Origin of the sequence: Pseudomonas morbosilactucae (assembly GCF_023241665.1) — a bacterium.
GTDB classification, from domain to species: Bacteria; Pseudomonadota; Gammaproteobacteria; order Pseudomonadales; family Pseudomonadaceae; genus Aquipseudomonas; species Aquipseudomonas morbosilactucae.
The window spans coordinates 56,010-71,067 of the sequence record NZ_JALQCX010000039.1; the positions used below are offsets into that span (position 1 = coordinate 56,010).

13 protein-coding genes and 2 pseudogenes are annotated in these 15,058 nt (G+C 61.8%); 4 read left to right on the forward strand and 11 right to left on the reverse strand.

Annotated features, from left to right (window positions below; genetic code table 11):
* Positions 1-11: 11 nt before the first annotated feature.
* The 3 genes from M1B35_RS20940 (at position 12) to M1B35_RS20950 (ending at position 1,754) form a co-directional block, all read left to right on the forward strand.
* Positions 12-287, forward strand: a complete 276-nt coding sequence (locus tag M1B35_RS20940) for a polyhydroxyalkanoic acid system family protein (RefSeq protein WP_123329318.1) — start codon at positions 12-14, stop codon at positions 285-287.
* A 167-nt stretch (positions 288-454) separates the two neighbouring features.
* Positions 455-877 (forward strand): phasin family protein, encoded by a 423-nt coding sequence (locus M1B35_RS20945; protein WP_123329319.1) that lies wholly within the window; start codon positions 455-457, stop codon positions 875-877.
* A gap of 10 nt (positions 878-887) precedes the next feature.
* The gene (locus M1B35_RS20950) at positions 888-1,754 is read left to right on the forward strand and encodes a phasin family protein (protein ID WP_268262942.1); all 867 of its coding nucleotides are present in this window, start codon (positions 888-890) and stop codon (positions 1,752-1,754) included.
* Between the two features lie 70 nt (positions 1,755-1,824).
* Here M1B35_RS20950 and M1B35_RS20955 read toward each other — a convergent pair whose 3' ends face one another.
* The 11 genes and pseudogenes from M1B35_RS20955 to M1B35_RS21000 all read right to left on the reverse strand — a co-directional run bounded on the left by M1B35_RS20955 (position 1,825) and on the right by M1B35_RS21000 (position 14,662).
* Positions 1,825-2,445, reverse strand: a complete 621-nt coding sequence (locus tag M1B35_RS20955; RefSeq protein WP_123329322.1) for a TetR/AcrR family transcriptional regulator — start codon at positions 2,443-2,445, stop codon at positions 1,825-1,827.
* Between the two features lie 62 nt (positions 2,446-2,507).
* Positions 2,508-4,189, reverse strand: a pseudogene (phaC, locus tag M1B35_RS20960) (class II poly(R)-hydroxyalkanoic acid synthase).
* A gap of 110 nt (positions 4,190-4,299) precedes the next feature.
* Complete coding sequence (locus M1B35_RS32055; protein WP_341870157.1) at positions 4,300-4,614, reverse strand: alpha/beta fold hydrolase; 315 nt, start codon at positions 4,612-4,614, stop codon at positions 4,300-4,302.
* A gap of 35 nt (positions 4,615-4,649) precedes the next feature.
* A pseudogene (gene phaZ / locus M1B35_RS32060) lies at positions 4,650-5,156 on the reverse strand (poly(3-hydroxyalkanoate) depolymerase); the annotation flags it as partial.
* A 134-nt stretch (positions 5,157-5,290) separates the two neighbouring features.
* Complete coding sequence (gene phaC, locus M1B35_RS20970; RefSeq protein WP_123329328.1) at positions 5,291-6,970, reverse strand: class II poly(R)-hydroxyalkanoic acid synthase; 1,680 nt, start codon at positions 6,968-6,970, stop codon at positions 5,291-5,293.
* A gap of 256 nt (positions 6,971-7,226) precedes the next feature.
* Positions 7,227-7,604, reverse strand: a complete 378-nt coding sequence (locus M1B35_RS20975; RefSeq protein WP_123329330.1) for a gamma-butyrobetaine hydroxylase family protein — start codon at positions 7,602-7,604, stop codon at positions 7,227-7,229.
* An 87-nt stretch (positions 7,605-7,691) separates the two neighbouring features.
* Positions 7,692-9,029 carry an ATP-dependent protease ATPase subunit HslU gene (gene hslU, locus M1B35_RS20980; RefSeq protein ID WP_123329332.1) on the reverse strand — a complete coding sequence of 446 codons (1,338 nt, stop codon included), beginning with the start codon at positions 9,027-9,029 and terminating at the stop codon, positions 7,692-7,694.
* A gap of 72 nt (positions 9,030-9,101) precedes the next feature.
* Positions 9,102-9,632, reverse strand: a complete 531-nt coding sequence (gene hslV, locus M1B35_RS20985) for an ATP-dependent protease subunit HslV (RefSeq protein WP_003186641.1) — start codon at positions 9,630-9,632, stop codon at positions 9,102-9,104.
* A 199-nt stretch (positions 9,633-9,831) separates the two neighbouring features.
* Positions 9,832-10,539 (reverse strand): SPOR domain-containing protein, encoded by a 708-nt coding sequence (locus M1B35_RS20990; RefSeq protein ID WP_268262943.1) that lies wholly within the window; start codon positions 10,537-10,539, stop codon positions 9,832-9,834.
* 1 nt (position 10,540) lies between these two features.
* A complete protein-coding gene (gene argS / locus M1B35_RS20995; RefSeq protein ID WP_268262944.1) occupies positions 10,541-12,277 on the reverse strand; it encodes an arginine--tRNA ligase in 1,737 nt (578 codons plus the stop codon).
* A 165-nt stretch (positions 12,278-12,442) separates the two neighbouring features.
* A complete protein-coding gene (locus tag M1B35_RS21000) occupies positions 12,443-14,662 on the reverse strand; it encodes a primosomal protein N' (protein ID WP_268262945.1) in 2,220 nt (739 codons plus the stop codon).
* A 168-nt stretch (positions 14,663-14,830) separates the two neighbouring features.
* Between M1B35_RS21000 and rpmE the strand changes: the two genes are divergently transcribed.
* Positions 14,831-15,052: a 50S ribosomal protein L31 gene (gene rpmE, locus M1B35_RS21005; protein ID WP_011058815.1), complete on the forward strand. Its 222-nt coding sequence runs from the start codon at positions 14,831-14,833 to the stop codon at positions 15,050-15,052.
* Positions 15,053-15,058: the final 6 nt, after the last annotated feature.

A 15,058-nucleotide genomic window follows, 5' to 3' on the forward strand; every position in this document is an offset into this window, starting at 1 on the left:
GGAGCCCTTTAATGGCCCATATCAGTGTTGAGCGTGCCCATGGCCTGGGTAAGGAAGCCGCCCGAGCCAAGGCGGAACAGTTGGCACAAAAACTGGCTGACCAGTACGGCCTGGAGCCCAAGTGGGCAGGTGACACCCTGAACCTCAAGCGCTCTGGGGTCAAAGGCGCGGTGCAGGTGGGGGATGACTCGATCAAGGTCGATGTTGAACTGGGCCTGTTGATGTCGGCCATGAGCGGCATGATCAAATCCGAAATCGAAAAAGCCCTGGATAAAGCCCTGGCCTGAATCTGCATGCAGGGGCGGGCGTGGCAGCAATTGCCGCCGCTCCTGCATGGAGCGCACAGGGTTTTATTGCATTCGTTAGGGTGCCGATTCTAATTTTTCTCACTACTTTTGGCCTCACTCCCACTTCCGTGGGCGGTTCCTCAAACCTTCCAAGCGTGAGGTGCACCATGGCCAAAGTCATTCTGAAGAAAAAAGTCGATATTCAATCGACGGCTCTGAACGAAGTCAAATCCTATGCCCGCAAGATCTGGCTGGCAGGCCTGGGTGCCTACGCCAAGGTCGGCCACGAGGGCAGCGAGTACTTTCAAGAGTTGATCAAGACCGGTCAAACAGTTGAAAAGAAAGGCAAAAAAGTTGTGACTGAACAACTTGAAGCCGCCAACAGTCAGATTGATAGCGTCAAGGGCGACGTCAGTAGTCTCAAGGGTAAAGTCGAAGTGCAGTTGGACAAGGTTGAAAAGGCCTTCGACAGCCGTGTTGCCAGTGCCTTGAATCGCATCGGCATTCCGTCTAAACATGACGTTGAGACACTCTCTGCTAAGCTCGATGAGCTGACGGCATTGCTCGAACGTGTCGCACGCAAACATTAAGGAGAACGGGATGGCTGGTAAAAAGAATACTGAAAAAGAAGGCAGCTCGTGGATCGGGAAAGTCGAAGAATACTCCCGTAAAATTTGGCTCGCCGGTTTGGGTGTGTATTCGAAGATCGACACTGACGGCAGCAAGCTCTTCGAGACCCTGGTCAAAGATGGCGAGAAAGCTGAAAAGCTCACCAAAAGCGCAGTTGGCAAAAAAGTCGACGCCGCCAAAGACTCCGCCTCCACGGCCAAATCGCGCATCAGCGATGTCAAAGACCGCGCCCTGGGCAAGTGGGATGAGCTGGAAGGGGCTTTCGACAAGCGCCTGAACAGCGCTATCTCGCGTTTGGGCGTTCCTAGCCGCAATGAGGTCAAGGCGCTGCACAGCAAGGTCGATACCCTGACCAAGCAAATCGAAAAACTCACCGGCGCCAAGGTCGCCCCGGTTGCGGCCAAAACCGCAGCGGCCAAACCCGCTGCTGCTACCAAGCCTGCGGCCAAACCGCTGGTTAAAGCCGCGGCCAAGCCGGCTGCGAAACCTGCCGCCAAGGCACCTGTCAAAGCCGCAGCCAAACCGGCCGCTAAAACCGCAGCAGCCAAGCCTGCGGCCAAACCGGCCGCCAAGCCGGTGGCAGCCAAACCCGCGGCTAAACCTGCAGCCAAGCCAGCAGTGAAAGCCGCAGCGGCAAAACCTGCAGCCAAACCCGCCGCCAAACCGGCAGCGGCTAAAAAGCCCGCAGTGAAAAAGCCTGCCGCCGCCAAGCCTGCAGCTGTGGCCAAGCCGGCATCACCCGCAGCGACCAGCCCAGCGAACTCCGCTGCCGCTCCAGCCCCTGCTGTGACCCCGACTGCCGCGCCGGCTCCAACGACGCCAACCAGTCAGTCCTGATTGCTTCAGGGCTCATGAAAACGCCCCGGCCTGCAAAGGTCGGGCGTTTTTTGTTGGTGCCGGTTGCTGATTATTCGTGTTCTTCCAGGTAGCGCAGGGCCATCTGTTCCGTGGCCTGTTTGGCGGCGGGCAACAGGTGTGGGGCCACCAGCATCATGATCTGGTAGACCACCAGGCGCACTTCGCCTTCCCGGTCGAGAATCCGCTGGTAGTCCAGGGAGAACAGCAGGGTCATGGTGATCTGCTCCACCAGTTGCCCCAGCGCCTGGGTATCACTGACCAATTGCCCCGAGGCCTTGAGACGGGCCAGCAACGACGCCAGGGTGCGCTTCAGGGCATTGAGTAGGTTGCGGATGCCCTTGGCCAGTTTCGGCAGGCGCCCGGCCAGGTTGGACAGGTCCTGGAACAGAAAGCGGTAGTGGGCCAGGCGCTCGACGATCAGGTGCAGGAACAGCCAGTAATCTTCCGCGGCCAGGAGCACATCGGCGGGGGGATCCAGCAGCGGCGCCAGCTCATTCTGAAAGCGCTCGAACAACCCGAGGATCAACGGCTCCTTGCCGTGGAAGTGGTAGTACAGGTTGCCGGGGCTGATGCCCATCTCGTTGGCAATTTCCATGGTGGAAACGTTGGGCTCGCCCTTGTGGTTGAACAACTGCAGGGCACATTCGAGAATTCGGTCGCGGGTTTTCATCCGGTCTTCTTGTCGTCCATTGCGGCCACGGCTCCCTTGGAACCGTGGGGCCAGAGAGGGCGTCAGCGCACGCGCACGTAGGTGCCGGGCGCGCTTCCATCGGTGGATAATTCTGGTTGCCCAGGGTGGTGAGGGTTTCGCGCTGGGCGCCGGAGTGCTCCTGAATCCAGCCCAGCCACTGGCTCCACCAACTGCCCTCGATGTGCTTGGCGTCGTAATACCAGGCCCGTGGGTCGCTACTGAGTTTGGGGTTGTCCACGTAATTGGCCTTGGGGTTGCCCGGCGGGTTGAGAATGCTCTGGATATGCCCGCTGTTGGACAGCACGAAGCGTCGATCCCCGCCCAGCAACAGGGTCGAGCGGTAGACCGCGTCCCACGGCGTGATGTGATCGTTGATCCCGGCGACGTGGAAGCTGTCGACATTGACCTTCTGCAGGTCGATCGGGGTGCCGCAGACTTCCAGGCCCCCGGGATGGCTCAACGGGTTGTGCTTGAAGAAGTCCAGCAGGTCGCCGTGCAGGGCGGCGGGCAGGCGGGTGTTGTCGTTGTTCCAGTAGAGGATGTCGAACGCCGGTGGCTCTTTGCCCAGCAGGTAGTTGTTGACCCAGTAGCTCCAGATCAGGTCGTTGGGCCGCATCCAGGCGAAGACCTTGGCCATGTCCCGACCGTCCAGCACGCCCTGCTGGTAGGAGCGGCGTTTGGCGGCTTCCAGGGTCTGCTCATCGGCGAACAGGGTGGCCGGGCTGTCCATCTGGCTGTCCAGCAGGCTGACCAGGTAGGTGGCGCTGGCGACTCGACGCAACTGGCGCTTGGCCTGTAGATGGCCTTGCAGCGCGGCAATGGTCAGGCCGCCGGCACAGGCGCCGACCAGATTCACTTCACGGCTGCCGGTAATCGCCCGGCAGACGTTCATGGCTTCTTCAGCCGCCTCGACGTAGCTCGACAGGCCCCATTCGCGGTGCCTGATGTCCGGGTTGCGCCAACTGATGATGAACACCTGCAGGCCGTTCTTCAGGGCGTACTGGATGAAGCTCTTGGGCGGGCTGAGGTCGAAGATGTAGTACTTGTTGATTTGTGGCGGCACGATCAGCAGGGGCTTGGCGTACTGCTTTTCACTCATGGGCTTGTACTGGATCAGCTCCAGCAACTCGTTGCGAAACACCACCGAACCCGGGGTGGTGGCAAGGTTACGGCCCACTTCAAAGGCGTGCTTGGTGACCTGGCTCGGCAAGCCGTTGTTGTGCAGCAGGTCATCGAGCAAGTGGCTCATCCCGCGAATCACGCTGTTGCCGCCGGAGTTGAAGAGCTCCTTGATCGCCAGGGGGTTGAGCAGGGTGTTGGACGGTGCCACGGCATCGTTGAGCAAGGCGAAGGCAAAATGCGCCCGGGCCTTGTCATCGCTGTTCATGCTGCTGTCGTCGATCCAACTGCGGATTTGCTTTTGCCAGCTCAGGTAGGCCTGCAGGCTACGTCGGTAGAACGGGTTCAGGGTCCAGGTGGGGTCGGCGAAGCGATTGTCGTCGGGGTTGTGCTTGTGCAGGGTCTCGCCCAGCAGCACACGACCCAACTGGCCACCCAATGCCAGCGCGTGACGTGCGCTGTGCAGCGGGTTGCGCAGGCTGTGGGCGGCCACGCTGCGCAGCGTCGAGAACAGATCCCGGCCGCGCAGACCGGTGATCGCGCTTTGCGCATTGATGTACGCAGCGGGGGTGGGCAACGAGCCCGCCGCAGGTTTGTCTCGCATGAGTCCACACTCCTTCGTCAAACCAGTCACCAGCAGCCAATCCAAGACAGACAACATAGTCGGTCCTGGCCCTTCTTGCGCGCGACGGTCCTGTCGATGGCGCCTTTGTCTCAGTGTTTGCCGAACGGTGCCGGATGCGGATGCATGACTGCCCGCTGCCGTTCTTCTTCAAGAAATTTCATGATGATGGGGGCGACGGCCTCGGCCCGGGTGATCAGGAACAAATGGCCGTCGTCGATTATGTGTAGCTGGGCGTTGGGAATTCGCCAGGCCAGCAAGCGCATATTGATCAGGGGAATCAGCGGGTCATCGTCGCCCGCCAGCACCAGAGTCGGCTGATGGATCTTGTGCAGCCAGTGGATACTGGTCCAGCCCATCCCGGCGAACAGTTGCCAGTAGTAGCCCAGCTTCCCGGCTGAACGCACCTTGGCCGCGTGTTCAGCGGCCAGGCTTGGATCGCGACGAAAGGAGCGCCGTAGATCAGTGGCGCAATACGGATCACATGGGAGGGCTGTATGTAACGCCGAGGGCTGGCCATCAACATCAGCACCTTGGGTTTGCCCGGCACCATAAACGCGCCGGCAGCCGTGGCGGCCAGCACCAGTTTCTTGCAGCGCTCAGGGTAGTCGTAGGCAAACTGCTGCGCCAGCGCGCCACCCCAGGACACGCCCACTACATTGACCTGACCGTAGTCGAGGTAGTCGAGCATGCGCGCGGTCAATTTGGCCAGGCCGGGGAAGCGATACGGCCGGCTTGGAGTGGATGAGCCGCCGACCCCCGGGACGTCGAAGGCGATCACCTCCAGGTCGGGGTCCAGTGCCTGGACAAAGGGGAACACCAACTCCAGGTTGGCGCCGATGCCGTTGAAAATCAGCAGCGGCGTCAAATGGGGTTTACCGGGCCGGACTGCGGTGCGGATGGTTTGGCCATCCAGGTCGACGGTGCGGAATATGAAAGGTTGAGGCATGCCGTAGCCCTGTGAATTAAACCGCCGGCAAAGCCCTGGGGGCTTCGTCCGGATGACTCGAGGCCAAGCCTCGTTCCGCTAAAAGGGCTGGCGGCACAGCCCTGTGCCGCTTGGTTGAGCGCTGGGTCGACGACTCAGCGTTCGTGTACGTAGGTGCCTGGCGCCGCTTCGGCGGCCGCATGCTTCTTGTTCCCCAGGCTGGTTGGCGAAGGTTTGAGATCCCCCGAACGCTGCGCTTGCCAGGCCTGCCAGTGCAGCCACCAGGAGTCGGTGTGCTTGCTGGAGTTCTCTTGCCAATCTTCGGCCTTGGCCGGCATGTCCTCGCTGGTCATGTAGCGGGATTTCGGATTGCCCGGCGGGTTGAGGATGCTCTGGATATGGCCGCTGCTGGACAGCACGAACTCCACGTTGCCACCAAACAGCTGAGCCGATTTGTAGCAGGACTTCCACGGCGTGATGTGGTCGTTGGTGCCGGCCAGGGAAAAGATGTCGGCCGTGACCTGCTTGAGGTCGATTGGCGTGCCGCACACTTCCAGTGCATTGGGTCGGGTCAGTGGGTTGTTCTTGAACATTTCGATCAGGTCGCCGTGGAACGCCGCCGGCAGCCGGGTGGTGTCGTTGTTCCAGAACAGGATGTCGAACACGGGCGGCTCGTTGCCCAGCAGGTAGTTGTTGACCCAGTAGTTCCAGATCAAATCGTTGGGGCGCATCCAGGCGAACACCTTGGCCATGTCGCGGCCTTCCAGGACGCCAGCCTGATAGGAATGGCGCTTGGCCGCTTCCAGGGTCTGCTCGTCGACGAACAGCGCGACCTGGGTATCCAGGGTGGTGTCCAGCACGCTGACCAGCAGGGTCAGGGCGTTGACCTTCTTCTCTCCCAGCGCCGCGTAGTGGCCCAGCAGCGCGGTGCAGGTGATGCCGCCGGAGCAGGCGCCGAGCATGTTCACGTCTTTGCTGCCGGTGATCGCGGTGACCACGTCGACCGCTTCCTTGAGGGCTTCGATGTAGGTGGACAGGCCCCACTCGCGCTGAGCCTTGGTCGGGTTGCGCCAACTGACGATAAAGGTCTGCACGTTGTTGCGCAGGCAGAAGCGCGCCAGGCTTTTATCCGGGCTGAGGTCGAAAACGTAGAATTTGTTGATCTGTGGCGGTACCACCAGCAGGGGGCGCTCGTACACCTGTTCGGTGATGGGGCGGTACTGGATCAGCTCCAGTACGTCATTGCGGAACACCACGGCGCCCTCGCTGGTGCCGAGGTTCTTGCCGACTTCGAACGCATCCATGTTGACTTGGCTGGGCATGCCGCCGTTGTGCACCAAGTCCTTGGCCATATGGGAGAGGCCGTCCAGCAGGCTCTTGCCACCGGTTTCGAAGAAGCGTTTGACCGCAGCGGGGTTGGCTGCGCTGTTGGTCGGGGCCATGGCTTCGGTCATCAGGTTGATCACGAAGTGGCCGCGGCTGATGTCCTGGGCAGACAGGCTGCTGTCGTCGATCCAGTCGTGGAGCTCCTTGCGCCACGCCAGGTAGGTTTGCAGGTAGCGTTTGTAGAGCGGGTTCTGGCTCCAGGCCGGGTCGTTGAAACGGCGGTCGTCGCTTTCTGGCTGGAGGGTCGATTTGCCGAAGATCACGTTCTTCAGCTCGACGCCGAAGTGAGCCACGTGCTTGACGCTATGGATGGGTTGTTTGATGGCCTGGGTCAGCACCATTCGAGCAGAAGTCAGCAGATCCTTTCGACGCAAGCCAATGACCGGATTGAGCCCCAGGGTGTTTTCCGAGGCTTGATTTTTCAGGTCATCGTTATTCTTGTTACTCATCTACGACGCTCCATTGTCCTGAGACGAGTACCGGACCTGCTGTGTAGTGACACAGCGCAATGCCAGGTACTACTGCTCGGGTAACCGTTAATTCCGCATCGCTGCTTTTAGTTCAGAAAGCATTGCAGGGAACTTGCCAGCTCCATTGGTTACCCGAGTTTAATTTTTTTCGCAAGCAGGCCAATCGTTGGCTGTGCAGCGGAGCATTCAAGCAGATGGAATTAGAAAATGCGCTCTAAAGGGTCCGAGCCTTGAGCTAGAGCATCAGTTTGACCACGGACTCGTTGGGGTCGCGGGATTTTCCGGCGGCTTTGAGTTCGTCGAGATAGTCCTGCCAGAGCGCGTCCTGGCGTAAGGCCAGCTGGTACAAATAGTCCCAGGTGAAGAGGCCGCTGTCGTGGCCATCATCGAAGGTCAATTTCAGTGCGTACTGACCGGCCGGTTCCACCTTGCTCAGGCCGACGCCGATCTTGCCAAATTGCAGGATGGGTTTGCCGTGGCCCTGGACCTCGGCGGAAGGAGAATGCACCCGCAGGAATTCGGCAGGCAGGTGATAGACCTCGTCCGGCGCATAAGTCAGCGTCAGGGTTTTCGAGGCTTTGTGCAGGTTGATGGCAGTAGGGAGTCTGGTCATCGCAGCAGATTACAGGTGGGGAGCTGCAAGCTTCAAGCTGCAAGAGGAGCGGCTCCTGCTTGCAGCTTGGCGCTTCAAATGTGCCGCTTACAAAATGTACCGCGACAGGTCTTCGTTCTCTGCCAGTTCGCCGAGGTGGCTGTTGACGTAGTCGGCGTCGATGCGGATCGGCTCTTCGCTGTGGGCGCTGGCCAGGTCGCCAGCGCTGAACGACACCTCTTCCAACAGGCGCTCAAGCAGGGTGTGCAGGCGACGGGCACCGATGTTCTCGGTCTTCTCGTTGACCTGCCAGGCGATCTGCGCCAGGCGCTTGATACCGTCCGGCATGAACTCGATGGCCAGGCCTTCGGTTTTCAGCAGCTCGCGGTACTGCTCGGTCAGGGACGCGTGGGGCTCGCTGAGGATGCGCTCGAAGTCTTCCGGCGAGAGTGCCTTGAGTTCGACGCGGATCGGCAGGCGGCCTTGCAGCTCGGGCACCAGGTCGCTCGGTTTGCTCAGATGGAAAGCACCGGAGGCGATGAACAGGATGTGGTCGGTCTTGACCATGCCCAGCTTGGTGTTGACGGTGCAGCCTTCGATCAGCGGCAGCAGGTCGCGCTGCACGCCTTCGCGGGACACATCGACACCACCGGCGTTACCGCGCTTGGCCACTTTGTCGATTTCGTCGATGAACACGATGCCGTGCTGCTCAACGGCCTCCAGGGCCTTGGCCTTGAGTTCTTCGTCGTTGACCAGGCGGCTGGCCTCTTCGTCGCGCACCAGTTTCAGCGCTTCCTTGACCTTGAGTTTGCGGCTCTTGCGCTTGCCCTTGCCCATGTTGGCAAACAGGCTTTGCAGCTGGTTGGTCATTTCTTCCATGCCCGGTGGCGCGGAGATGTCGACGCCGCTGACTTCCGCGACTTCGATTTCGATCTCTTTGTCGTCCAACTGGCCTTCACGCAGGCGCTTGCGGAACAGTTGGCGGGTGTTGGAATCCTGGGAAGGGGCTTCGTCGTTGTTGAAGCCCATGCGTGCTGGTGGCAGTAGGGCATCGAGGATGCGCTCTTCGGCGGCGTCTTCGGCGCGGTGGCGAACCTTGACCATTTCCTGTTCGCGCAGCAGCTTCATGGCCGCGTCGGCCAGATCACGGATGATCGATTCCACGTCACGGCCGACATAGCCGACTTCGGTGAACTTGGTCGCTTCGACCTTGATGAACGGAGCGTTGGCCAACTTGGCCAGGCGGCGGGCAATTTCAGTCTTGCCGACGCCGGTAGGGCCGATCATCAGGATGTTCTTGGGGGTGACTTCAACACGCAGCTCAGCTGGCAGCTGCATGCGGCGCCAGCGGTTGCGCAGGGCGATAGCGACGGCGCGCTTGGCATCGTCCTGGCCGATGATGTGGCGGTTGAGTTCGTGGACGATTTCGCGGGGAGTCATGGACATAGTAGTTGGCGGTCCTCAAGCAAGAATGAATGCCGTGGCGCAGGGGAAATAAACCCTGGCGCCGAAACAGGCTTATTCCGCGAGATCCTGCTCCTCAATGGTTTGGGTGTGGTTGGTGAATACACAGATGTCGCCGGCGATGCCCAGGGCGGTCTCGACGATTTCCCGGGCCGACAAGTCGGTTTTTTTCAGCAGGGCGCTGGCGGCGGCCTGGGCGTAAGCGCCACCGGAACCCATGGCGATCAGGCCGTCTTCGGGCTCAACCACGTCACCGTTGCCAGTGATGATCAGGGAGGCGTCTTTGTTGGCCACGGCAAGCATGGCTTCGAGGCGGCTCAGGGAGCGGTCGGTACGCCATTCTTTGGCCAGTTCGACGGCGGCGCGAACCAAGTGGCCCTGGTGTTTTTCCAGTTGGCCTTCAAAGCGTTCGAAGAGGGTGAAAGCGTCGGCAGTGGCCCCGGCAAAGCCGGCGATCACTTGGCCGTGGTACAGGCGGCGAACTTTTTTCGCGTTGCCTTTCATCACGGTGTTGCCGAGAGAAACCTGGCCGTCGCCGCCCATGACGACTTTGCCGTGGCGACGAACTGAAACGATGGTGGTCAAGGGGGTGTCTCCACGCAGCGGGGCGAAAATGCCCTGATGGAAACTCATATGGGGGTGGCGAGAGGTTTTTCAACCGGGGGGCGTTTTCAGGGACCAGCGGTATTTTCAGGAGGGGTGGGGCAAGGACGTCGCGGGCCAGCCGCTCCTACAAGGCGTTGTGTAGGAGCGCTGGCCCGCGATCAACCGCGCGGCCTTGGGCTCAGCGGCTTTGACGCTGTTGTAACAACAGATTGCTGAAGCCGGCGCCTGACAGTTGCTTCTGGGCCACGGTCAGTTGTTCGCGGTTGCTGAACGGACCGACCAATACCCGGTACCAGGTTTCGTCCTTCACCGTGCCGGATTCCACCGACACCGATTGCCCCAGCAGAATGATCTGCGCTCTTACCTTGTCGGCATCGGCTTCCTTGCGGAACGAGCCGGCCTGGAGGAAGAACTTGGTCACCGGTGCCGCCTTGGCCACGGGGGGCGCTGGCGGCGGCGTGATGCCAGCCAGGGCTGCCTGGGCTCGGGCCGTGTCGATCTTCGCCGCTTCGGCTGGGGTCACGGGCGTGGTGGGAACGTCAGGCACCTGGGGCGTCGGCAGGGTTTTTTCCGGCACGGCTTCTGGCGGCACGATGACCTCCGATTCCGGCAGCAAGGTGTAGAAGTCGTACTTGGGCTTCACTGGTTGCTGCGGGCTTGGCGGGGTCTTGTTGGCCTCGGCGATCTTGCTGGCTTTCTGCTGCTCGATCTTCTCGCGCTTGACGCTGTCGCTGCCTTTGCCCGGCTCCAGCTTCATCAGGAACACGATAAAGGCGCCGACGGTCAGGCCGATGGCGAGCCACAGCCAACCCGGAATCGGTTGTTTGGCTGGGGCTTGGTACCGGCTGGCGCCACGCTTGGGTGCAGGTTTTTTCTTGGCAGCCAACTTACATGCGCTCCAGAGTTTCCAGGCCCAAGAGTTCCAGGCCTTGCTTGAGGGTGCGACCGGTCAGGGCCGCCAGGCGCAAGCGGCTCTGCATCTGGGCCGGAGTGTCGGCACTGATGATCGGGCAGTTTTCGTAGAAGCTGGAGAACAGCCCGGCCACGTCGTACAGGTAGGTGCAGAGGATGTGCGGTGTGCCCTTGTCGGCCACGCTGTTGAGCACTTCGCCGAACTGCGCCAGCTTGGTGGCCAGTTCCTGTTCGTGGGCCGCTTCGAGCACGATCTGCCCTTCGACTTCGCTGAAGTCCTTGCCCAGTTTGCGGAACACACTGGCCACCCGGGTGTAGGCGTAGAGCAGGTACGGCGCAGTGTTGCCGTCGAAGTTCAGCATCAGGTCGAAGTTGAAGCTGTAGTCGCTGGTGCGGTGCTTGGACAGGTCGGCGTACTTGACCGCGCCGATCCCTACCGCGTGGGCGATGGCGCGCAGTTCGGTTTCGGCCACGTCCGGGTTCTTGTCCTTGACCAGGGTATAGGCGCGTTCGCGGGCTTCGGTCAGCAGGTCGATCAGCTTCACGGTGCCGCCGTCGCGGGTCTTGAACGGACGGCCGTCGGCGCCATTCATGGTGCCGAAGCCCATGTGCTCCATTTCCATCGGATGGGTCACGAAGCCGGCCTGGCGAGCCACGGCGAACACTTGCTGGAAGTGCAGGGCCTGGCGCTGGTCGACGAAGTACAGGGCGCGATCGGCCTTGAGCACGTTGCTGCGGTAGCGCACGGCAGCGAGGTCGGTGGTGGCGTACAGATAGCCACCGTCCGCCTTGACGATGATCACCGGCAGCGGCTCGCCTTCAGCGTTCTTGAACTCGTCGAGGAATACGCATTGGGCGCCGTTGCTTTCCACCAGCATGCCCTTGGCCTTGAGGTCGTTGACCACATTGATCAGGTCGTCGTTGTAGGCGCTTTCGCCCATCACGTCGGCCATGGTCAGCTTGACGTTCAGCAGCTCGTAGATTTTCTGGCAGTGGGACAGCGAGATGTCCTTGAACTTGGTCCACAGCGCCAGGCAATCCGGGTCGCCGGCTTGCAGCTTGACCACCAGGCCGCGGGCGCGATCGGCGAACTCTTCGGATTCGTCGAAGCGTTGCTTGGCGGCACGGTAAAAGTTCTCCAGGTCCGAGAGTTCTTCGCTGGTGATGGGGTTTTCCTGCAGGTAGGCCATCAGCATGCCGAACTGCGTGCCCCAGTCGCCCACGTGGTTCTGGCGGATCACGGTGTCGCCGAGAAACTCCAGGACCCGCGCCACGCCGTCACCGATGATGGTCGAGCGCAGGTGGCCAACGTGCATTTCCTTGGCCAGGTTGGGGGCCGACAGGTCGACCACGGTGCGTTGGGCCGGGCCGGACTTGCGCACGCCGATATGGGCGTCGGCCAGGGCGGCGTCCAGGCGGCTGGCCAGGGCCTGGGTGTTCTGGAAGAAATTGATAAAACCCGGGCCGGCGATTTCTGCCTTGGTCACGTTGTCGTCAGCGGGCAGGGCGGCGATGATTTTTTCGGCCAGGTCCCGTGGTTTCATGCCGGCAGGCTTGGCCAGCATCATGGCGATGTTGCTGGCGAAGTCGCCGTGGGTCTTGTCGCGGGTGTTTTCTACCTGGATCGCCGGCGTCAGGCCTTCTGGCAACACACCTTCGGCGACGAGTTGGGTGATGGCTTGCTGGATGAGCTGGCGAATGGTGTCTTTCATGGTCTTCTCTTTCGACCGCAGGCGCGGCGGCGCTTCGATGCGCAGGTGGAAAAACTGGGCATTATCCGTTGCCGGAACGGGCTTGCCAACCTTGGCGGGCCGCTTATGGATATGCGGTGGCTATTCGATCATCTTCGTGGGCTGGCCCGGGAAGCACCCAGGCAATCAATACAAATCCACTGGGTCCACATCCAGCGACCAGCGCACCTGGCGCCCGCTGGGCATCTGTTCCAGCACCAGCAGCCAGTTGCTCAGCAGCCTGTGCAGGGGCGCCCGGGCATTGGCTTGCAGCAACAATTGAGCGCGATAGCGCCCGGCGCGACGCTCCATCGGTGCGGGCACCGGCCCCAGCAATTCGATGCCGCCCAGGTTTTGCTCGGTCAATAACCGCTCGGCTTCACTGCAGGCTTCATCGAGAAAGGCCTCGGCCTGGCCCGGCTTGTGGGCTTCGGCCCGCAGCAGTGCCAAATGGGCAAAGGGCGGCAGGCCAGCAGCGCGTCGCTCGCTCAGGGCTTGCTCGGCAAAGGCGAAATAACCCTGTTCGGTGAGTTGCACCAGCAGCGGGTGGTCGGCCAGGTGGGTCTGGATGATCACTTTGCCCGGCTCTTCCGCGCGCCCGGCGCGGCCGGCCACCTGGACGATCAGTTGGGCCATGCGCTCGCTGGCGCGGAAGTCGCCGGAGAACAGGCCACCGTCGGCATCCAGGATCGACACCAGGGTGACCCGGGGGAAGTGATGACCTTTGGCGAGCATCTGGGTGCCGACCAGGATGCACGGCTGGCCTTTCTGGATGGTAGCGAACAGCTGGTTCATCGCGTCCTTGCGCGATGTGCTGTCGCGGTCGACCCGCAGTACCGGGTAGTCGGGAAACAGGATGCCCAGGCGCTCTTCGGCGCGTTCGGTGCCGGCCCCCACGGGGCGCAGGTCGACCTTGCCGCATTGCGGGCAGTGCCGAGGCACGCGCTCCACGTGGCCGCAGTGGTGGCAACGCAGTTCGCCGGAGCGCTGGTGCACGGTCATGCGGGCGTCGCAGCGGTTGCACTCGGACATCCAGCCACAGTCATGGCACAGCAGGGTCGGGGCAAAGCCGCGGCGGTTGAGAAACACCAGGACCTGTTGCCTGGCGGCCAGGGTCTGGCCGATGGCTTGCTGCATCGGGCCGGAGATGCCGCTGTCCAGGGGCCGGCTTTTGACGTCCAGGCGCAGGAATCGCGGCTGCTTGGCGCCGCCGGCCCGTTCGTTCAGGCGCAGCAGGCCGTAACGGCCGGTGTAAGCGTTGTGCAGGCTTTCCAGGGACGGCGTGGCCGAGCCGAGGACGATGGGGATGTTCTCCTGGCGCGCCCGCACCAGAGCCAGGTCGCGTGCGTGGTAGCGCAGGCCTTCCTGCTGTTTATAAGAGCCGTCGTGTTCTTCATCGATGATGATCAGCCCGGGATTCTTCATCGGCGTGAACAGCGCCGAGCGGGTGCCGATAATGATATCGGCCTCGCCGTCCCGGGCTGCCAACCAGGCGTCGAGACGCTCCCGATCATTGACCGCCGAATGCACCAGGGCGATGCGTGCGTTGAAGCGCTGCTCGAAGCGGGCCAGGGTTTGCGGGCCGAGGTTGATCTCGGGGATCAGCACCAGGGCCTGCTTGCCGGCTTCGAGGGTTTCGCGGATCAGTTGCAGATACACCTCGGTCTTGCCGCTGCCGGTGACCCCGGCCAGGAGGAAGGCGTGGTAGCTGTCGAAGCCCGAGCGGATGGCCTCGTACGCTGCGCGTTGTTCGCTGTTGAGGGGCAGTTCCGGTTGCGCCAGCCAATGCTCGTGGCGCCCGCTTGGGGCGTGGCGGCGAATTTCCACTTGCACCAGGTCTTTGGCCAGCAGCAGGTCGAGGCTGTCTTTGCTCAGCATCAGCTTACTCAGCAACTGGTGAGCCACGCCGTGGGGGTGCTGGGCCAGGGTCGCCAGGGCTTCCCGTTGCCGAGGCGCGCGGGCGATACGCGGGTCGTCGAGCTTGGCGCCCGGCGTCACCGACCAGAAGCGTTCCTGACGGGCTTCGGCCAACTCGCCCTGGCGCAGCAGCACGGGCAATGCCCAGCTCAGGGTGTCGCCGAGGCTGTGCTGGTAATACTGGGACGTCCACAGGCACAGCTTGAACAGCGCGGGCGGCAGGGGCGGCGTGGCATCTAGCAGGGCCAGGGCCGGCTTGAGCTTTTCCGCCGGGACTTCGCTGTGGTCGGCAACCTCCACCAGAATGCCGATCATCTCGCGGCGGCCGAAAGGCACGCGCAGGCGCATCCCTGGGTGCAACTGGGCGCGCAAGACCCCAACTGGAGCGCGGTAGTCGAACAGGCGACGCAGAGGCGAGGGCAGGGCGAGGCGCAGAATGGCGTCGGGCACGCGGGGAAATCTCAATGAACAGGCGGTAAAGAAGGCCCGGAGCCTAGCAGACGGTCGGTGTAAGGGACAGCTTGCGTGATTGACACGGTCTGGTAGAATTCGCGCCCTAATTCGTGCGGTATTCAACAATAGTGTTGGGTGGCGGCACGCTAGCCTGAGGAAGACACCATGAAAGCCGATATCCATCCAGTATACGAAGCCATTACCGCTACTTGCAGCTGCGGTAACGTCATCGAAACTCGCTCCACCCTGGCCAAGCCTCTGAGCCTGGACGTGTGCAACGAGTGCCACCCGTTCTACACCGGTAAGCAAAAGACCCTGGACGTTGGCGGCCGTGTCGACAAGTTCAAGTCGCGCTTCGGTGCTTTCGGCGCAACGAAAAAGGCCTAAGGCTGA